12 protein-coding genes, 10 tRNA genes and 2 rRNA genes are annotated in these 20,055 nt (G+C 45.6%); 1 reads left to right on the top strand and 23 read right to left on the bottom strand.

The genetic code is table 11. The annotated features are described in order from the left end of the window. Positions 1-6: 6 nt before the first annotated feature. From dacB to ACY8D0_RS17455, 20 genes are all read right to left on the bottom strand, one after another. Entirely contained in the window at positions 7-1,416 is a 1,410-nt protein-coding gene (gene dacB / locus ACY8D0_RS17360) for a D-alanyl-D-alanine carboxypeptidase/D-alanyl-D-alanine endopeptidase (RefSeq protein ID WP_462411774.1), read from the bottom strand. Between the two features lie 98 nt (positions 1,417-1,514). Continuing rightward, a complete protein-coding gene (locus ACY8D0_RS17365; RefSeq protein WP_462411775.1) occupies positions 1,515-2,777 on the bottom strand; it encodes a glycosyl hydrolase family 18 protein in 1,263 nt (420 codons plus the stop codon). A 107-nt stretch (positions 2,778-2,884) separates the two neighbouring features. Further along, positions 2,885-5,461: a DEAD/DEAH box helicase gene (locus tag ACY8D0_RS17370; RefSeq protein WP_462411776.1), complete on the bottom strand. Its 2,577-nt coding sequence runs from the start codon at positions 5,459-5,461 to the stop codon at positions 2,885-2,887. Between the two features lie 390 nt (positions 5,462-5,851). Further along, on the bottom strand, positions 5,852-6,043 hold the full coding sequence (locus ACY8D0_RS17375; protein WP_462411777.1) for a YbxH family protein: 192 nt from the start codon (positions 6,041-6,043) through the stop codon (positions 5,852-5,854). Positions 6,044-6,159: 116 nt separating this feature from the next. Beyond that, positions 6,160-8,829: a pyruvate, phosphate dikinase gene (ppdK, locus tag ACY8D0_RS17380; protein WP_462412490.1), complete on the bottom strand. Its 2,670-nt coding sequence runs from the start codon at positions 8,827-8,829 to the stop codon at positions 6,160-6,162. A 5-nt stretch (positions 8,830-8,834) separates the two neighbouring features. After that, on the bottom strand, positions 8,835-9,647 hold the full coding sequence (locus ACY8D0_RS17385; protein ID WP_462411778.1) for a pyruvate, water dikinase regulatory protein: 813 nt from the start codon (positions 9,645-9,647) through the stop codon (positions 8,835-8,837). Between the two features lie 14 nt (positions 9,648-9,661). After that, the gene (locus ACY8D0_RS17390; protein ID WP_462411779.1) at positions 9,662-10,309 is read right to left on the bottom strand and encodes a transcriptional regulator CcpN; all 648 of its coding nucleotides are present in this window, start codon (positions 10,307-10,309) and stop codon (positions 9,662-9,664) included. A 171-nt stretch (positions 10,310-10,480) separates the two neighbouring features. Then, a complete protein-coding gene (gene mutM, locus ACY8D0_RS17395; protein ID WP_462411780.1) occupies positions 10,481-11,290 on the bottom strand; it encodes a DNA-formamidopyrimidine glycosylase in 810 nt (269 codons plus the stop codon). Between the two features lie 149 nt (positions 11,291-11,439). Continuing rightward, positions 11,440-11,513: transfer RNA gene (locus tag ACY8D0_RS17400), tRNA-Ile, on the bottom strand. 31 nt (positions 11,514-11,544) lie between these two features. Continuing rightward, a tRNA-Trp gene (locus tag ACY8D0_RS17405) sits at positions 11,545-11,618 on the bottom strand. A gap of 6 nt (positions 11,619-11,624) precedes the next feature. Continuing rightward, a tRNA-Tyr gene (locus ACY8D0_RS17410) sits at positions 11,625-11,709 on the bottom strand. Between the two features lie 117 nt (positions 11,710-11,826). Then, positions 11,827-11,903: transfer RNA gene (locus ACY8D0_RS17415), tRNA-Met, on the bottom strand. 14 nt (positions 11,904-11,917) lie between these two features. After that, positions 11,918-11,990 (bottom strand) — tRNA-Ala (locus tag ACY8D0_RS17420). Between the two features lie 6 nt (positions 11,991-11,996). After that, a tRNA-Pro gene (locus ACY8D0_RS17425) sits at positions 11,997-12,070 on the bottom strand. A gap of 10 nt (positions 12,071-12,080) precedes the next feature. Then, positions 12,081-12,166 (bottom strand) — tRNA-Leu (locus ACY8D0_RS17430). A gap of 3 nt (positions 12,167-12,169) precedes the next feature. Further along, a tRNA-Gly gene (locus ACY8D0_RS17435) sits at positions 12,170-12,244 on the bottom strand. A gap of 18 nt (positions 12,245-12,262) precedes the next feature. Beyond that, positions 12,263-12,346: transfer RNA gene (locus ACY8D0_RS17440), tRNA-Leu, on the bottom strand. Positions 12,347-12,535: 189 nt separating this feature from the next. Beyond that, a 23S ribosomal RNA gene (locus tag ACY8D0_RS17445) occupies positions 12,536-15,464 on the bottom strand. 84 nt (positions 15,465-15,548) lie between these two features. Further along, positions 15,549-15,624 (bottom strand) — tRNA-Ala (locus tag ACY8D0_RS17450). Between the two features lie 88 nt (positions 15,625-15,712). Beyond that, positions 15,713-17,247, bottom strand: a 16S ribosomal RNA gene (locus ACY8D0_RS17455). Together the 16S and 23S rRNA genes with 10 tRNA genes alongside form the textbook arrangement of a ribosomal RNA operon. Positions 17,248-17,610: 363 nt before the next feature. On the opposite strand from ACY8D0_RS17455, the gene ACY8D0_RS17460 reads away from it, so the two are divergent. Then, positions 17,611-17,748, top strand: a complete 138-nt coding sequence (locus ACY8D0_RS17460) for a hypothetical protein (protein ID WP_462411781.1) — start codon at positions 17,611-17,613, stop codon at positions 17,746-17,748. Between the two features lie 63 nt (positions 17,749-17,811). On the opposite strand, the gene ACY8D0_RS17465 is transcribed toward ACY8D0_RS17460, so the two are convergent. The 3 genes from ACY8D0_RS17465 to ACY8D0_RS17475 all read right to left on the bottom strand — a co-directional run bounded on the left by ACY8D0_RS17465 (position 17,812) and on the right by ACY8D0_RS17475 (position 20,050). Continuing rightward, a complete protein-coding gene (locus tag ACY8D0_RS17465; protein ID WP_462411782.1) occupies positions 17,812-18,573 on the bottom strand; it encodes an exodeoxyribonuclease III in 762 nt (253 codons plus the stop codon). A gap of 140 nt (positions 18,574-18,713) precedes the next feature. Then, positions 18,714-19,496, bottom strand: a complete 783-nt coding sequence (locus ACY8D0_RS17470; RefSeq protein WP_462411783.1) for a divergent polysaccharide deacetylase family protein — start codon at positions 19,494-19,496, stop codon at positions 18,714-18,716. Between the two features lie 107 nt (positions 19,497-19,603). After that, positions 19,604-20,050: a peptidylprolyl isomerase gene (locus ACY8D0_RS17475; protein WP_462411784.1), complete on the bottom strand. Its 447-nt coding sequence runs from the start codon at positions 20,048-20,050 to the stop codon at positions 19,604-19,606. Between the last annotated feature and the right edge of the window lie 5 nt (positions 20,051-20,055).

Here is a 20,055-nt window from a genome sequence, read left to right on the forward strand (position 1 = left end):
CTATCATTAATAAGAGTTCACAATAAGACGGACAATTTGGTCCTCCACTTCCTTAGCCTTTTCATCATCAAGCAAATTATTTAGCATAATGGAAAAGATGAGTGTTTGTCCGCTTTTTGACGTAAGATAACCTGATAATGTGCTGACGGTCGTAATCGTTCCTGTTTTTGCTTTTACTGTTCCTGTCAAATCCTCCATCCGGTTACGCAGTGTTCCCCCCACTATTTTTTCACTTTCTCCAGCAACTGGTAATGAATGCAGATAAGCAGGAAACCATTTTGCCGTTTGTACCGCGAAAAGTAGTTGAGAAATGTGATTCGACGAAACTAGGTTAACATGGGAAATGCCGGACCCGTCTCGGATGACCATTGTCTCTGAGTTAACGCCAAATTTTTGGATTTCTTCCGTTAACACTTCCAACCCTTTCTCCCAGCTGCCTTCCCCTTTTACGACTTTTCCCATTTCCTTGATAAAAATTTCCGCATGGGTGTTGTTGCTTAATTTCATAAACGGTATCAGCAATTGCGACAATGCTATCGAATGGCGGGATAATACCAGCTCGGCACTATCAGGAACAACACCGGTCTCGAAGTTCCCTGACAATTGAATGCCGTGTTCTTCCAATGATTGTTGAAAAAGCGTCAGGGCAAATCTTGTTGGGTCCCAGACCGCAATCCATTCTTTCTGTTCCTCAGAACCTGAGGGCAATGTCCCTTTTATTAAAATGGTGTTTTTGGCATGTACCCGCTCAAAAGTAATTTCCGCTTCCCCATTTTCAACCGTTACGGCCTGATTAACGATCCTGACATAATCGGTATTGGGCGCTATTTTTACGTCGACATGGTCTCCAATTTTCAGACCGGGAGTTAGCGTGATTTCCACCGCACCGGCATCATAATCTGCAGTCGGTGACGCCGTTAAAGCGGAGATTTGTGCTCCATAATAAAACGTTTCATCGGTCCATGTCAGATCTTGTGAATAACGGACATCGTCATACCGGGAATCATCACCGATTAAGTTCCCGGCAATCTGTTGAATGCCTAGATATTGCAATTGTTCCGCCATTCTATCAAAATCAGCCTTGAGCAATGTCGGGTCACCTTTTCCTTTCACGAAAAGATCCCCCTTAAGGATATGATTATGTATTGGACCCGTGCGATAGATCTCTGTTGGGAAGGTATAGTTTTCCCCTAACACATTGAGAGCGGCAGCGGCAGTAAACAGTTTCATGTTCGAAGCTGGCCGCAGCCGTATATTCCCATGGTGCTGATAGATGATTTCCCCGCCTGCCGTGGACCGGATAGTAATCCCCGCAATAGCCCCCTGTAAATCGCCACAAGTATGCAGAAAAGAATTCAGCTGTCTTTCAAGTATTTCCTTGTTCATATCCTCATCTATAAAACTAGAAGTTTCCATCTAATCCTATTCCAGCCTTTCGCTTTTTCTCCAGTTTACCATGCCCAATGCGGCACTGAAAGGATATTATCTGTATTGTTTGAATACTTTCTCCCTCGTCATTTACTTACAAATATATGGTCCCGGCCAAAGGCCCAATTTTGCGGTGCCGGCAGGCTGATTTGCCAAAAAGTTGTTCCGGATAAGTTGTATAAATCCATCAATCGGTATTTTTCTATTAAACTACGGATATCCTCAAACCAAACAATATGTTCTTCCGTCCCCCGCCAATAACGAAACCATGGGGACTTGTTGGCAGCGTCAAATTGAATTCTAGAACCAGTGGAAATAGCCAAATTCTGGGCTGCCAAAACGGATAAGGCAGTGGTTGTATTCGAATTGGCCACCTTATCATAGCCATATAACGCTATTGCAACCATCAGCTTGGATGGAGGTATTTGCGTCAGCGAATATTGTATGACCTGTTCCATCCAGGGAATCGGGGCAATTGGGTCAGGGGGGCCACCAGGATATCCGTAATCGATGGTCATGACAGCTACCAGGTCTGCTGCCCTGCCAATTGCGGCATAATCATAGGCACCTATTATTCGGTTTGTAGGGATATCCTTTGTTTTAGCATGAACATTAACATGCAACACCAAGCCTTTAAGCGCTGATTTTAAATCAGCTAAAAAGGTACTATAATCATTACGCCTAGCAGGTGGAATAAATTCAAAATCAATGCTCACACCGCCGAAGCCTCTTTGCTCTGTCAAATTGACAATACTGGCGATGAGGTTTGCCCGATAGGCAGGGTTCCCCAGCACATCCCCTGCCAATTGAGGTTTAAAATTTCCGCCTGTATAATTACGGATCATTAATAGTGGGGTAATATTCAATTGTTTGCATCTTGAAATAATCAAGGAATCTTCTATTTGATTATAGGCATACCCTTGCGATGTAAAGGAATAGGCCACAATGGCAAGGTACCTCAACTGACCGGATATAGCGTCTAATGCAGAAGGGACTGTGTTGGCTGCTGAGGGGACAAAGAACCCGAGAGTGCTTAAGGATAGTTTGAGGGGTGATGGTATGTTAATTACTTGTCCAATGGAAAGTAGTTTCGGATCAATACCGGGATTCGCCGTTAAAATAGCTTCAGTCGTTGTCTGGAATGTTTGGGCCAGTTTCGCAACTTGGTCACCCGTCTTAATTTGATAAGTGCGCATAAACAACGTGTTATCCGGTAAATAAAGTGACAGCCCTGGAACCAGGTTTGTCGATGGCAACCCATTTGTACTTATAATGGTTTGCTGTGATACTCCATACGTATTGGAAATGGTATATAAACTTTCCCCGGCACCCACCACGTGAACCGCCATATTATCAGCCCCCTTATATTCATCATATGGGAAAATGGAATTATTATACTTTTGCCCCATTTTTATAAGCAAAAAACCACGCTGACGTTTCAGCGTGGTTTTTGCCATTAATATTCATCATTGTACCAATACTTTTTATATTTGGCCCTATAGCAGGCATCACAAATAGGAAACGGATGATCCCATGGCAGCTTTTTTCCGCAGTTTCTGCATTTTTTCACGAACTTCCGTATATCCGTTCTTAACCGTTCCTGTACTTTGTCACTAATTTCAAGACGCAGCCGTTCCCAATACATGGCTTCCGTCCGCTCGCCTAAGCGATATAAAAATAACAAATGAAGCCCGATCGCCTTATAACTTAGCTCCAGTTCTTCCAAACTGCCTTCTTTGACCACCGGTTCTGGCAGATCCCTTCCTTGGACAATCGCATACATGGCCGATTCCCATTGATTCATCAATGCCTGTTCATTTTGGGAAAACGGCAGATGCAAAAATCCATACAAATCCATTAAAGATAAGCGTGCCTCTATTTCTGTACCGGCAATTCTCTCGTATAGCTGTTTTTCTTCATTCAAGGATGCTTTTTTGGTTCCTTTAGGACTTTTGAATTTTTCCCAGAGCTCAAAAAATGTAGCCAAATCGTGATAATACCGTTGAAACCGCTCAAACACCCCATTCGTCGGGGCAATAGCAAATGTAAGGACCGGTTTGTCCTCCTGGAGAAGTAAATTCCGCATTTTTTTTATATCACTTGTAAAAGCCACCTTACCGATATCATAAATTCCTTTCCTTCCGGCGCGGCCAGCGATTTGTTTCACTTCCTGAGAGGTCAACAGCCTTCGTCTCGTGCCATCAAATTTTTCATTTTCCAGAAAGACAATTCTGCGAATCGGAAGGTTTAAGCCCATACCAATAGCATCTGTTGCCACAATGACTTTGGTTTTTCCAGCATTAAACAGCTCAATTTGTTTTTTCCGCGTTTCCGGAGGCATGCTGCCATAAATCATGCTGACGGAGTGGCCGTCATTTTGCAGCCGTGACGATATTTCAAGCACACGCCTTCTTGAAAAACAGATAAGGGCATCCCCTTTTTTTACATGCCTAATATGAAATTCCTTATTTTCCACTTCAAGCGGGGTATCTCGGCTATATTCATTAATGACAATATCAGAATCCCCCAGCAACTCGAGCAGCATCGGTTTGGAGTTCCAGCTGCCAATAATATGGACTTCCTCGGCATTTGCTTTGGTAATCGCTTTATACCAAGAGAAGCCCCGGTCTTTGTCGGTGATCATTTGAGCTTCATCAATTACAACTACTTGATAGTATTCCTTTTCATGGAACATTTCCACCGTACAGGAAATATGGCTGGCCTCCGGAATAATTTTTTCCTCTTCACCTGTTTTTAACGAACAAGGAGTCCCTTCGGCATTCAGCTTGTCATAAACCTCTAAGGCAAGAAGCCTTAATGGGGCGAGATACAACCCGCTTGCGGCCTGCTTCATTCTCTCCAAAGCATGATGGGTTTTTCCGGTATTGGTTTCACCAATGTGCAAAACATAATGAATCTTCCCCCTGAGTGATGGGTCATATTCTTTCCCGAAAATGTCACGCATCATCCGTTCTTCTTCTACTTTTCTTCTCTGCAACTCGGCCAATTCTTCGGCCCGTCTTTTCTCCTGCTCCCGGATATCCTGTTCCAATATTTCATGATGGACTTCAAGGTCAAATGTCACCTCAGCCAGTCTCAGCAGATCATTAAGGTATTCATCTTGAAGGTCTTCAAAATAATATCCCGAAACATCATATAATAAATCATATATGGTGCCTCTCACGAAGGATGCGGTTAGCGGTTCCTGATTCATTTCCGCAAATTCCTGCCGTAACTCTTCCGGAAGATTCTCCAGCACCTTTTCAGGAATCAACTCCGATATGTAATCAGAGATTAAGCTCTCATAAACATAAAAGTAGGTCTCATATTCATAGTAGCTTCTGCCCCAATCCAGCGTCGATTGGATTTCTCCTGTCAGTTCCTTTAAAAACTGCCCCAGCGTTCTGTATGCCCCAGGATTTAATGGACCTTCTCCGGTTAAGTTCTCCTCTAATGCGGCCGGATCAATCGTTTGAAACTTAATATTATTTTTAAAATCGGCAGCCAATTGTTTGGCAGCAAAATAACGAATATATAAATAAAATATCTGATAGTTGTCCTCCATAATGCGAATTGCCATCTTAACCAACTTATCCTGAAGGAGCGATTTTTTCTCCATCAACACTTTCTGCGTTTCCCGCACTACAAGGGCATCTTTCGCCTTCTGGAATCGTTCGCGCCATTCTTCGTCCTTGCCAGTAAGAAAATCGGTAACCCAGGACAGTGGATCAAAGGGCTGATACGTCCTCATTTCATCGCGAAAAAGCTTATTGATCAGCTTTCGGTCTACCCCTTGCACGTCAAAGCCCTTCTCGGTTAAGTATTGTTTTTTTTCGCTTTTTGGGACATCATTGGTTGATTTGTTCAGCCACACATTAATCCATATTTGCTCCAGATATTGGCCCCTGTCCGCCAAGTATTGTTCAAAAGCCGGTACTATTTCCTGTTTTTCTAGATAGCGGTCGATATCTTCTAGCACTTTCATTTTCGTATGCTCTACCGCCTGAGGGTAGATCACCGTTAATTTGCCCATCCCTTACCCCTCCAGTTCTTTTGACATTTTCATTCCCTTTTGCCTTAATCTTATGTATAATGTTCGTATAGAAGCGCATATAGTAAAAAAGACCGAGCAGAAGACAAGGGAAAACCGCTCGGCTTTGCAATAGCTGACTTCCCATGATTGGGGATCGGCGAAACAGTAATCCACCTCTCATGCTTGCCGGCTCAAGGGTGGATTATTTTTTTCGGTGAAACGACAGTACGGTAACAATGAGACTGGCGAACGAAACCGCAAACATCAATCCCTGATAGACTGTCAAAAGCATCACCTCCTTCCTGACAGGAGATGTGCCCCACCCTTGAAAAGTCCTATTCTATTGCATGTTACATTATAGCATTGAATTAAAAATCGAACAAGTGTTCCTTACAGATTATTCCTCTCACAATACCGTCTGACCAGTTCCTCGATTTGGTCCGGTTCAGGGAATTTTCCCGAAAACTCGAAATTGATCTCCTCAATAAACTTTTCTTTATTATAGACATGAATTGCCCCATTTTGTTGAATGACACTATATTCCGGCACAAAGCGGTACCCATTCCTTTCAATGGCCCCCATATCGTTATTCCTCATTTCGAAATTTTTTTATAGTATAAGCAAAATGGAGGGCGCTAATCCGATTTTGAACATACCAAAAAAATGGAACGGCACCAGATGCACCGTTCCATCCATTATTATGCTGTTGTAAAAATTTCTTGCTGATTTTGCTGATGTCGAATGGTTGCTTGTGCCGCGGCCAGACGTGCAAGCGGCACCCGATAAGGCGAGCAGCTGACATAATTCAAGCCCGTTTTATAACAAAATTCAATCGAGCTCTTTTCCCCCCCATGCTCACCGCAGATACCCGTTTTTAAGGAAGGTTTGGCCAGCCGGCCAAGCCGCACGCCTGTTTCCACCAGCTTGCCGACCCCCTCTTGGTCTAGCACCGCAAACGGATTTTCCGGGAGTACTTTTTGTTCTATATATGCTTGAAGGAATTTACTTTCTGCATCATCTCGGCTAAACCCGAAGGTGGTTTGTGTTAAATCATTCGTTCCAAATGAGAAAAAGTCCGCTTCTTCGGCAATTCTGTCAGCTGTCAGTGCGGCACGCGGAATTTCAATCATGGTGCCAATCGTGTAGTTAAATGTCCTTCCCTTTTCTTCTTGCACCTGCAATGCAGCATCCACCACCAACTGGCGCATTTGTTTAAGCTCATTCACATGACCCACAAGCGGAATCATTATTTCCGGCTGTACTTCCATCCCTTTTTCGGCCAATTCGGCCGCGGCATAGAAAATCGCCCTGGCCTGCATTTCATAAATTTCTGGATAGGTCATGCCCAAACGGCAGCCGCGATGGCCAAGCATGGGATTGAACTCATCCAATTGCCGCACCTTTTTCAACAGCTGCTCTTTTTGCTTCAATTCCGGCGATTGCGGGGCTAAAATTTGGAGCCTGGTAACCTCTATCAGCAGCTCCTCTTTATCCGGCAGGAATTCATGAAGAGGCGGGTCTAATAACCGAATAGTGACAGGGTAGCCTTGCATCGTTTCAAAAATCCCCTCGAAATCCCCCTGCTGCATGGGCAAGAGTTGGGCGAGTGCCTCCATTCTCTCTCCATGATTATCTGCCAAGATCATTTTTTGAACGATGGGGATCCGCTTCTGGTCCATAAACATGTGTTCCGTTCGGCAAAGACCAATCCCTTCAGCCCCAAATTCGAATGCCTTCCTGGCATCCTCTGGATTATCGGCATTGGCACGGACCCCGATTTTCCGTTCTTGGTCCGCCCACTCCAATAACAGCTGAAATTCCGCGGATAGCTCTGGGTCAATCATGGATATTTCCCCCAGCATGATTTCACCGGTAGTTCCATCAATTGTAATGGTCTCCTGGTAATTAACCACTGTATCTCCTACCTTAAATTGTTTAGCTTTCAAATCAATTTTTATGGCTTCACAGCCGCAAATACAAGCTTTCCCCATACCACGGGCCACAACGGCGGCGTGGCTGGTCATCCCGCCGCGGCTAGTCAACACAGCTTGAGAAGCAACAATCCCATGAATATCATCTGGAGTCGTTTCTGGACGGACAAGAATGACCTTTTTCCCCTCATTGCCTAATTGTTCCGCTTCGTCTGCATCAAACACAACCTGGCCGGTTGCCGCTCCTGGTGATGCCGGGAGGCCCTTAGCCAAGACTTTCCGGGTAACCGTGTCATCAATCCTTCGGTGCAGCAATTGGTTTAACTGGTCGGGGTCGACGTGAAGAAGGGCAGTTTTTCTGTTAATAATTCCTTCTTTCACCATGTCAACGGCAATCCGAATCGCCGCTTGGGCTGTCCGTTTGCCGTTCCGTGTTTGCAGAATATATAGCTTTCCCTTTTCAACCGTGAATTCAATATCCTGCATTTCCTTGTAATGCTGTTCCAAGCGATGGCTGGTTTCTGCAAATTGCCGGTAGACCTCAGGCATATCTTCCTTTAAAGCGGCAATGGGCTGTGGTGTGCGGATACCTGCCACAACGTCCTCTCCTTGGGCATTGATTAAATACTCCCCGTAAAGGACCGGTTCCCCGGTGGAAGGGTTTCTGGTGAATGCCACACCCGTCCCGGAATCACTTCCCATGTTTCCGAACACCATACTCTGAATGTTGACGGCTGTTCCCAGATGGTCCGGTATTTTGTTCAGCCGGCGGTATACGATCGCCCTCTGGTTATTCCAGGAGTCAAACACTGCATTAATCGAAAGAAACAGCTGTTCTTTGGGTTGTTGCGGGAAGTCTTTTCTCGTATGCTTTTTGACAATGTTTTTATAGCCGTCTATCACTTCCTGCCAATCTTCGGCGGTCATTTCTGGGTCAGAGGAATAGCCTTTTTGTTCCCGTTTTTCTTCCAATAACTGTTCAAAATAATACGTATCGATATGGAGCACAACATTGCTGAACATTTGGATAAACCGGCGATATGAATCGTAAGCGAACCGCGCATTATCTGTTAATGCCGCTAACCCCTTTACGGTTTCGTCATTTAATCCCAGATTTAAAATGGTATCCATCATCCCAGGCATCGAGAACACGGAGCCGGAGCGAACAGAGACGAGCAAAGGGTTCTTGGGATCGCCCAATTTTTTCCCCATTTTTTCTTCCAGGCGGGCTAATGCCTCCAGAGTCTGTTGTTCTACTAATCCAGGGACTGTTTTGTTAGATTCATAGTAAGCATTACATGCCTGTGTGGTAATGGTAAAGCCATAAGGAACAGGTAATCCAATCCGCGTCATTTCCGCCAGGTTTGCCCCTTTTCCCCCCAAGAGATCCCGCATTTTTCCATTACCCTCATGAAATAAATAAACAAATTTCCCCACCATAACTAACTCCTTTCCTTTTTTAAAATATCCAGAATCAAACCGGCCGTTTCTTCAATTGCTTTATTTGATACATCAATAATAGGACAGCCTACGCGTTTCATAATTTTTTCTGCATAATCAAGTTCATCAAGAATTCTCTGGTAACTGGCATAATTGGCTTGTGAAGCCAGCCCTAAGGCTTTTAATCTCTCTTTGCGGATTTCGTTTAACTTATCCGGTGCAATAATCAAACCAATACAGTTTTTCCGCGGTATTTGATACAATTCTTCCGGCGGAGGGACCTCAGGAACTAATGGGACATTGGCCACTTTAAACCGCTTGTGTGCCAAATACATCGACAGTGGCGTTTTAGAAGTCCGAGACACACCGATGAGCACGATATCCGCCTTTAAAAAACCGCGTGGGTCCCTGCCATCGTCGTATTTAACCGCAAATTCTATCGCTTCAATCTTTCGAAAATACTCTTCATCCAATTTCCTCATCAGTCCTGGGCGGTGATGCGGCGGTTTATGAAACCTTGTCTCAAATGCATTCATTAGCGGGCTGAGCAGGTCAACGGCTGTAATCCCTTCTTCGGCTGCCCTTTTGTCCAAATAATCCTTTAAATCCGTAATAACAATCGTGTAGGCTATTATCGAGTAATCTCTTTTTGCTAAAATAAGCACATCTTCGATATCTTCAATATCCTCCACATAAGAGCTTCGGCGGATTTCTACCTGACCACCGTTAAATTGCGTTGCTACTGCTTTTACCACAAACTCAGCTGTTTCCCCGACGGAGTCCGATACCACATAAACCACTTCTCTTTGAACCAACTGCAGCAACTCCCTTAGACTGATTTACCTTCCATAATTTCCAAATAAGCTTTGGTAATCGTAGTTTTGGTAATTCTCCCCAACAACGAATATGTATTTTTCCGCTGATTCACTTCCTTTACAACCGGCAAAGAATCGACATGATAATGGATCATTTTTTTTGCCGCTTCGAGTAACGACTCTTCGGGAAAAATGGTAATGATATTCGGCATTCGTGTCATGATGACACTAACCGGCAGTTCTTGCAGGTTTCTATTGCCCAGGGCTGCCCGGAGTAAATCTTTACGCGAAATCACACCAGCCAAATATCCCTCGGTATCGACTGTATACAAGGTGCCAACGTCTTCTAAAAAAAGCTGAACAATTGCGTTGTAAACCGAAGTAGATTTTTCAACCACAATCGGATGTGCTTTAAAATCCGATACTTTCTGATGGATCAATTGCCTAGCTTGCTGTTTTAGGTCATTTTTATCACTATAATAATAGCCAACACGGGGTCTTGCCTCCAGACTACCAGACATCGTCAAAATGGCCAGGTCCGGCCTTAAGGCAGCTCTTGTAACGGAAAGCATGTCAGCAATTTCTTTCCCCGTAATTGGGCCCTTTTGTTTTACGATTTGTAAAATTTCATCCTGGCGTTTGCTGAGTTTAATAAATACCACCCCCCTTTAGTTCATTAATGATAATATATTCATTTACTTTAGAGTAATTATGCTATACTTAATTACATTTAGTATATACTATTTAACTGGAAACGGAAACATAAAATTTTAAAATTGATGAAAGATCACAGGTATAAAAAAATATCCCGCCTTCTTAGGCAGGATACTTGACTACTTTTGGCAATTCGGGCAATAAAACGTCTTTCTTGAGGAAACCATTTGTTTAACAATGACTGCCCCGCACCTTGGGCATGGCTGACCCTCACGATCATATACTTGACAGTGACCGTTCACTCCACCGGTTTTGGTATCCCCTTTAAAAAGAGGATTCTCCATATAACCTCCTAGCTTGATGCCCTCAAAAAGCACGGCCTTCATGGACTGATATAACTTGTTTTTTGCCTCCGCTTCGAGATCATCGATATCTTTTACCGGCAGAATCCCCGCTTCAAAGCAAATTTCAGCCGAATAGCAATTTCCGATACCGGAAACAAACTCTTGATCAATTAAAGTTGTTTTTAATCTGCCATGTTTCGTGTTTAAGCGGTTAGTGAACTCCATAATAGTAAAACTTGGATCCAATGGTTCCGGGCCTAAATGAGCCAATTTTCCCTGGACCTCCGGCGGGGTATAAAGGTGCAGGTACCCCAACCTGAGACCGATAAAATAAAGGTGTTCATTCCCAAAGGAGAGACGAACCTGGATTGTTCGTTTTGGCTTATCCGCCTCTTGGCCGAAAAACATCCAACCTCCCAGCATAAGATGCAATAAAAGGACATGGCCATTTTGCAAATGGAACAGCAGATGTTTGCCCCTTCTGCTGACACTTAGCACCTTTTGTGAGGAAACTGTATTTTTAAACAGTTCAGGATTAAGGTTAACCGATTTATCGCGATTGATTTCAACTCCAGTGATGGTTTGGCCCATGATTCTATTATTTAAGTGGATTTTGTAGTTTTCCATTTCCGGGAGCTCAGGCATTTAGGAACCTCCAATATTTTTTCTTTAGAATTTCCCAAAAGCCTTCCAATTAGCGAGAGAATTAGTGGAAATAACATGAAGATGGATGTATGGCTGCCTTATAACACGAAAAAACCGAACCCTAGATGGGTTCGGTTTTTATGAATTAGTGGGCCTAAATGGACTTGAACCATCGACCTCACGCTTATCAGGCGTGCGCTCTAACCAGCTGAGCTATAGGCCCTTATTTATATTGGTATATGGCAAAAGTAAAATGGCAGGGGCAGCAGGAATTGAACCCACACCAAAGGTTTTGGAGACCTTTGTTCTACCTTTAAACTATGCCCCTATATTATGGTGGAGGGGGACGGATTTGAACCGCCGAACCCTGAGGGAGCGGATTTACAGTCCGCCGCGTTTAGCCACTTCGCTACCCCTCCAAATCATTGGAAGACAAGAGGAATTCGAAACCCAAGACATAAGCCAGTGGCTTTTTAGGACTCAATCCTATATCCGGACTTACGTAATCTTTCAAAAAAAAATAGCCTAAGCTAATTTGGTAGCGGCGGAGGGGATCGAACCCCCGACCTTACGGGTATGAACCGTACGCTCTAGCCAGCTGAGCTACACCGCCAAAACTTTAGTTTATAGAGTCTAGCGGGATGGAACCGCTGAACTCTTGCATGCAAAGCAAACACTCTCCCGGTTGAGCTAAGACCCCAGAATATCGGGAAAACAGGATTTGAACCTGCGACCCCTACGTCCCGAACGTAGTGCTCTACCAAGCTGAGCTATTTCCCGTAAAACAGGATGCCGAGGACCGGAATCGAACCGGTACGGTAGTCACCTACCGCAGGATTTTAAGTCCTGTGCGTCTGCCAGTTCCGCCACCCCGGCAATTGGAGCGGAAGACGGGATTCGAACCCGCGACCCCCACCTTGGCAAGGTGGTGTTCTACCACTGAACTACTTCCGCGTTTTACATAAATTATGATGCGGGTGAAGGGACTTGAACCCATACGGTATTACTACCACTAGAACCTGAATCTAGCGCGTCTGCCGATTCCGCCACACCCGCGTGTTTAAAATTTTGTATTTAATTGAAGGATCATTCCCTCAAAACCGGGTAATCAGAAGAAACTTGAGTAAAACGAGTCTGCTTTATTAGACAAGTAACGCTTCGGCAGCATAAGCATTGCACTAACAAAAAGCGATAGCTTTTTGTAGGAGGCCATACGCCGCTGACCGTGCGCTTCCGCTTTTCTTATTGGTTAAGTCCTCGATCGATTAGTATCAGTCAGCTCCACACGTCACCGTGCTTCCACCCCTGACCTATCAACCTGATCATCTTTCAGGGATCTTACTAGCTTGACGCTATGGGAAATCTCATCTTGAGGGGGGCTTCATGCTTAGATGCTTTCAGCACTTATCCCGTCCGCACATAGCTACCCAGCGATGCCTTTGGCAAGACAACTGGTACACCAGCGGTGCGTCCATCCCGGTCCTCTCGTACTAAGGACAGCTCCTCTCAAATTTCCTGCGCCCACGACGGATAGGGACCGAACTGTCTCACGACGTTCTGAACCCAGCTCGCGTACCGCTTTAATGGGCGAACAGCCCAACCCTTGGGACCGACTACAGCCCCAGGATGCGATGAGCCGACATCGAGGTGCCAAACCTCCCCGTCGATGTGGACTCTTGGGGGAGATAAGCCTGTTATCCCCAGGGTAGCTTTTATCCGTTGAGCGATGGCCCTTCCATGCGGAACCACCGGATCACTAAGCCCGACTTTCGTCCCTGCTCGACTTGTAGGTCTCGCAGTCAAGCTCCCTTGCCTTTACACTCTGCGAATGATTTCCAACCATTCTGAGGGAACCTTTGGGCGCCTCCGTTGCTTCCCTAGGAGGCGACCGCCCCAGTCAAACTGCCCACCTGACACTGTCTCCCATCCCGATAAGGGATGCGGGTTAGAATTTCAATACAGCCAGGGTAGTATCCCACCGACGCCTCCACCGAAGCTGGCGCTCCGGCTTCTCAGGCTCCTACCTATCCTGTACAAGCTGTACCAAAATTCAATATCAGGCTACAGTAAAGCTCCATGGGGTCTTTCCGTCCTGTCGCGGGTAACCTGCATCTTCACAGGTACTATAATTTCACCGAGTCTCTCGTTGAGACAGTGCCCAGATCGTTACGCCTTTCGTGCGGGTCGGAACTTACCCGACAAGGAATTTCGCTACCTTAGGACCGTTATAGTTACGGCCGCCGTTTACTGGGGCTTCGATTCAGAGCTTCGCTTTGCAGCTAACCCCTCCTCTTAACCTTCCAGCACCGGGCAGGCGTCAGCCCCTATACTTCGCCTTGCGGCTTCGCAGAGACCTGTGTTTTTGCTAAACAGTCGCCTGGGCCTATTCACTGCGGCTTACCGAGGCTATTCACCCCAGTAAGCACCCCTTCTCCCGAAGTTACGGGGTCATTTTGCCGAGTTCCTTAACGAGAGTTCTCTCGCTCACCTTAGGATTCTCTCCTCGCCTACCTGTGTCGGTTTGCGGTACAGGCACCTTTTATCTCGCTAGAGGCTTTTCTTGGCAGTGTGGAACGAACTTCGGTACTCTATTTCCCTCGCTGTCACAGCTGCCTTACGGTGAACGGATTTTCCTATTCACCAGCCTAACTGCTTCGACGCACATAACCAGCAGTGCGCTTACCCTATCCTCCTGCGTCCCCCCATTACTCAAACGATAAAGAGGTGGTACAGGAATATCAACCTGTTGTCCATCGCCTACGCCTTTCGGCCTCGGCTTAGGTCCCGACTAACCCTGAGCGGACGAGCCTTCCTCAGGAAACCTTAGGCATACGGTGGATGAGATTCTCACTCATCTTTCGCCACTATACCGGCATTCTCACTTCTAAGCGCTCCACCAGTCCTTACGGTCTAGCTTCAACGCCCTTAGAACGTTTCCGTCACCACTGACATCGAAGATGTCAATCCACAGCTTCGGTGATACGTTTAGCCCCGGTACATTTTCGGCGCAGAGTCACTCGACCAGTGAGCTATTACGCACTCTTTAAATGGTGGCTGCTTCTAAGCCAACATCCTGGTTGTCTAAGCAACTCCACATCCTTTTCCACTTAACGTATACTTTGGGACCTTAGCTGGTGGTCTGGGCTGTTTCCCTTTTGACTACGGATCTTATCACTCGCAGTCTGACTCCCACGGATAAGTCTTTGGCATTCGGAGTTTGTCTGAATTCGGTAACCCGATGGGGGCCCCTAGTCCAAACAGTGCTCTACCTCCAAGACTCTGACTATCGTGAGGCTAGCCCTTAAAGCTATTTCGGAGAGAACCAGCTATCTCCAAGTTCGATTGGAATTTCTCCGCTACCCACACTTGTCCCGCACTTTTCAACGTGTCGGTTCGGGGCCTTCCATCCAGTGTTACCTGGACTTCACCCTGGACATGGGTAGATCACCTGGTCGGGTCTACGACTGCATACTATTTCGCCCTACTTAAGACTCGCTTTCGCTGCGGCTCCGTCTCATCAACTTAACCTCGCATGCAATCGTAACTCGCCGGTTCATTCTACAAAGGCACGCCATCACCCATAAACGGGCTCTGACTACTTAGGCACACGGTTTCAGGATCTCTTTCACTCCCCTTCCGGGGTGCTTTTCACCTTTCCCTCACGGTACTGGTTCACTATCGGTCACTAGGGAGTATTTAGCCTTGGGAGATGTCCTTCCTTAAGCCTGACCGGATTTCACGTGTCCGGCCACGTACCTGTGATCCACTCAGAGGGAACGAAGTTTCAACTACAGGGCTGTTACTTCCTATGGCTGGCCTTTCCAGACCGCTTCATCTACCCCGTTCCTTTGTAACCTACATGTTGAGTGTCTTACAACCCCGAAAGGCAAGCCTTTCGGTTTGGGCCGTTCCTTGCTCTGCCTGCCGCTACTCAGGGAATCGCGTTTGCTTTCTCTTCCTCCGGGTACTTAGATGTTTCGTGCCTCGGGTATGCCTTCAATACCCTATGCATTCAGGTAAAGATGCTGCCCTCACGGGCAACGGGTTTCCCCATTCGGAAATCTCCGGATCAAAGCTTACTTCTACAGCTCCCTCGAAGCATATCGGTGTTAGTACTGTCCTTCATCGGCTCCTAGTGCCAAGGCATTCACCGTGCGCCCTTTCTAACTTAACCTAAATGGTTTAAAACCTAAAATGGCGATTACTCGGTTTTACTTGGTTTCTTCTATACGATTATCCAGTTTTCAAAGAACGATTTTGGTGGAGCTTAGCGGGATCGAACCGCTGACCTCCTGCGTGCAAAGCAGGCGCTCTCCCAGCTGAGCTAAAGCCCCGTTTTGTCATGAGAGATTGCTCTCTCAAAACTAAACAAACAATAGAGGTCAACTAATTTTCAGTCCATTAGGACTGCGTATTCCTTAGAAAGGAGGTGATCCAGCCGCACCTTCCGATACGGCTACCTTGTTACGACTTCACCCCAATCATCTGTCCCACCTTAGGCGGCTGGCTCCGAAAAGGTTACCCCACCGACTTCGGGTGTTACAAACTCTCGTGGTGTGACGGGCGGTGTGTACAAGGCCCGGGAACGTATTCACCGCGGCATGCTGATCCGCGATTACTAGCGATTCCGGCTTCATGCAGGCGAGTTGCAGCCTGCAATCCGAACTGAGAATGGTTTTATGGGATTGGCTTCACCTCGCGGCTTCGCTGCCCTTGTACCATCCATTGTAGCACGTGTGTAGCCCAGGTCATAAGGGGCATGATGATTTGACGTCAGTCCTCACCTTCCTCCGGTTTGTCACCGGCAGTCAGATTAGAGTGCCCAACTGAATGCTGGCAACTAATCTCAAGGGTTGCGCTCGTTGCGGGACTTAACCCAACATCTCACGACACGAGCTGACGACAACCATGCACCACCTGTCACTCTGTCCCCCGAAGGGGAAATTCCTATCTCTAGAGTATCAGAGGATGTCAAGACTCAGGTAAGGTTCTTCGCGTTGCTTCGAATTAAACCACATGCTCCACCGCTTGTGCGGGTCTGCCAATTCCTCTTTGAAGCCAGCTTTGCGGCTGCATCTCCCCAGGCGGAGTGCTTAATGCGTTAGCTGCAGCACTAAAGGGCGGAAACCCTCTAACACTTAGCACTCATCGTTTACGGCGTGGACTACCAGGGTATCTAATCCTGTTTGCTCCCCACGCTTTCGCGCCTCAGCGTCAGTTACAGACCAGAAAGCCGCCTTCGCCACTGGTGTTCCTCCACATCTCTACGCATTTCACCGCTACACGTGGAATTCCGCTTTCCTTCTGCACTCAAGTCCCCAGTTTCATCACGACCTCTACGGTTGGCTGGCTTACATCAGTGACTTAAAGGACCGCCTGCGCGCGCTTTACGCCCAATAATTCCGGACAACGCTTGCCACCTACGTATTACCGCGGCTGCTGGCACGTAGTTAGCCGTGGCTTTCTGGTTAGGTACCGTCAAGGTACCGGCAGTTACTCCGATACTTGTTCTTCCCTAACAACAGAGCTTTACGACCCGAAGGCCTTCATCGCTCACGCGGCGTTGCTCCATCAGACTTTCGTCCATTGTGGAAGATTCCCTACTGCTGCCTCCCGTAGGAGTCTGGGCCGTTCCCGTCCCAGTGTGGCCGATCACCCTCTCAGGTCGGCTACGCATCGCTGTTCTGGTGAGCCGTTACCTCACCAACTAGCCAATGCGCCGCGCTCCATCGCAGGCGTCAGTTTGCACCGACTTTCAGCTTTCCCTCATGTGAGGGAAAGAATTATCCGGTATTAGCATCGGTTTCCCGATGTTATCCCAGTCTTACAGGCAGGTTGCCCACGTGTTACTCACCCGTCCGCCGCTAATCAAAAGGTGCAAGCTCCTATCGATTCGCTCGACTTGCATGTATTAGGCACGCCGCCATAATGTTCCGTTTTAAGATCACCTCCAAGAAAGTTGATATAGCTCATAAAAGTTAAAACGTTAATGTTTCGTTAGAAACAAATGTTTATTGTTGACGTATTTGTTTGTTTAGTTTTCAAAGAACAATATTCTATTAATCTAGCGGCTAACAACGATAATTATATTAACATAATTATCGTTTGTCGTCAACGTATTTTTTCAATTGAATCAATTAAAATTATTTGAGTCAATTTGTCGTTAGCCAAATAATAAATATATTACTACCCATAAAGTCATGTCAACAATTTTACACTCTAATAAAGGATTTTTATGGTAAGCTGTTTATCCCATATCCGAAGGTAAATAATAAACATGTGTGAAGCTTTTATGATTAGTAGGAGGAGTTGATGAAGGTATGCCGTTAAACGGGAAGAACCAAGAAAAAGATCTTTTACGCAACTGGACAGTGGATACAGAGAAGGCACCGATTACTACTGAAGACGAACTATTACCTGAATTTGATGAAATTGGAACTGCCCTTAACGAAATATAAATGAAGAAACCTTTGTACAATCAACCTTTGGTACAAAGGTTTCAGTATTGTTTCTAGTTTTACTTAGTTTTCCAAATTGATTTCAAGTACTACAGGGCAGTGATCACTCCCCATTACATTCGAATGAATATCCGCATCTTTCACAACTTCACACAAGGTGCGGGAAATGATGAAATAATCAATTCGCCAACCGATATTCCGTTCTCGTACTTTATTCATATAAGACCACCAAGTATAGGCCCCTTCTTTGTCTGGATACATAAATCGATAGCTATCACAAAAGCCGGACTTAAGCAAAGCTGTCATTTTTCCGCGTTCCTCGTCTGTAAATCCTGAGTTGCCTACGTTTGACTTAGGGTTTTTCAAGTCTATTTCTTGATGAGCCACGTTTAAATCCCCACACAAGATAACAGGGTTCACCTTGTCCAGTTCTTGAAGGTATTGGAGGATCTGTTCTTCCCAGTCAAGACGATAGATCAATCTTGCCAAGTCCCTTTGCGAATTAGGTGTATATACATTCACCAGAAAAAAATTCTCGTATTCTAAAGTAATGATTCTCCCCTCATCTTCGGTTTCATCCGCACCAACACCATAACGGACAGAAAGAGGTCTTTCTTTAGTAAATACAGCGGTTCCCGAATACCCCTTTTTTTCTGCATAGTTCCAGAACTGATGGTATCCCGGTATTTCCAAGCTTATCTGCCCCTCCTGTAATTTGGTTTCTTGAACGCAGAAAATATCCGCATCTACTTCATTGAAGTAATCTAAAAACCCTTTTTTCACACATGCCCGAAGGCCATTTACATTCCAAGATACCAGTTTCATTTCTATCCCCTCTCCCATAAAGATTCTTATCTATTTTAAATGGACAATATTTTTGGTTAACAGATGCCATTTTACCAGCTTGAGATTATTGTGAAAAGAATTTTGTGTTTCCAAAAAATAAAGGCAGCATACCGCTGCCTTTATTTGGGTAGTAGATTCTGTTTTAATTGTTTCGTGAAAAGTTCTGAAACCGGTACGATTTTTATATGCCGCTTTTCAAACTCTTTCAACGATTGGAATACTCCTACCGAACAAACTTTTCCTGTCACGCCCACATGTCCAATTGCAATCCCTGTTCCCTTAATTTCTGTAGTTTTCGCTAACCGAGTCATCTGTTTGCTAACATAGGCGGAAGAAGAAATATCATCCAGAAACACATCCCGTTTTAACAGCGGTACGCCAAGTTCCTCTGCAATCTCGGGAAACTTCGAGTTCGGACTAGTGCCGCTGTCGATAATATAGAAATTTTTCTCCTTGGCTATCTCGACTATCGAACGGACAATCCTCTCGTTCTCCACCGCCCGTGAGCCCATATGATTATTAAGCCCGACTGCATAGGGAACACTTTTAATCGCTTCGTATACCCGCTGTTTGACTTCATCAGTAGGAAGATTCACTGTGATGGGTTTGGGTCCAAGCCATGATTTTTTTCCGTGCTTTGGCTCCATTGGTAAATGCACCATTACTTCAATGCCGTTTTTATGGGCCCATTCTGCATGTTTTTTTGAATTCTCAGTAAAAGGCATTACCGCAGCGGTAATGGGTATGCTGCCTTCCAAAAAGTCACGGACTCCCCCGACTCCGCCGCCAAAATCATCAATGATAATGGCTGCCATCAGTTCTGTCGATTCTGCTTCTTTCACAGGTGTCGCGACAAGAAAGGAGAATAATACCACCAATGAAATTAATATTATTTTTCTCAAATTAATACCTCCAGAGTTTCATCTGCAGGTATTTTTCCCAAAGCTCAACTTTTTTACCATCTTCTATATATGAAAAAAGAGAGCTGCCAGCAGCCCTCTTCAACTATTTATTCTTCCGTATCAAACACTTTCACTTCTACCATTTTATCGCCATTTCTCATGGATTTGGCCGCTTCAAGTCCAGATGTAACTTGTCCAAATACAGTGTGAACACCGTTTAAATGCGGTTGAGATTCATGAACAATAAAGAACTGGCTGCCTCCTGTATCTTTTCCCGCATGGGCCATAGAGAGGGAGCCTGGTACATGTTTGTGGGGATTCCCCTCTGTTTCACATCTAATTGTGTACCCTGGTCCACCCATTCCTGTTCCGGTAGGATCTCCCCCTTGACTAACGAAACCTGGAATGACGCGGTGGAAAATAACCCCATCGTAAAAGCCTTCATTCGCTAATTTTTCAAAATTTGCAACCGTGCCCGGTGCTTCGTTCGGAAACAAATCGAACTCGATTTTATCTCCATTTTCCATTAATATGTATCCTTTTTTGGCCAACATAAACA

The sequence above is a fragment of the Neobacillus camarae genome (assembly GCF_054950115.1).

Bases quoted from the DNA above. Each gene is read 5' to 3' on its own strand.
- dacB (WP_462411774.1), bottom strand. From the start codon at position 1,416: ATGGAAACTTCTAGTTTTATAGATGAGGATATGAACAAGGAAATACTT.
- ACY8D0_RS17365 (WP_462411775.1), bottom strand. From the start codon at position 2,777: ATGGCGGTTCACGTGGTGGGTGCCGGGGAAAGTTTATATACCATTTCC.
- ACY8D0_RS17370 (WP_462411776.1), bottom strand. From the start codon at position 5,461: ATGGGCAAATTAACGGTGATCTACCCTCAGGCGGTAGAGCATACGAAA.
- ACY8D0_RS17375 (WP_462411777.1), bottom strand. From the start codon at position 6,043: ATGGGGGCCATTGAAAGGAATGGGTACCGCTTTGTGCCGGAATATAGT.
- mutM (WP_462411780.1), bottom strand. From the start codon at position 11,290: ATGCCTGAGCTCCCGGAAATGGAAAACTACAAAATCCACTTAAATAAT.
- ACY8D0_RS17460 (WP_462411781.1), top strand. From the start codon at position 17,611: ATGCCGTTAAACGGGAAGAACCAAGAAAAAGATCTTTTACGCAACTGG.
- ACY8D0_RS17465 (WP_462411782.1), bottom strand. From the start codon at position 18,573: ATGAAACTGGTATCTTGGAATGTAAATGGCCTTCGGGCATGTGTGAAA.
- ACY8D0_RS17475 (WP_462411784.1), bottom strand. From the start codon at position 20,050: ATGTTGGCCAAAAAAGGATACATATTAATGGAAAATGGAGATAAAATC.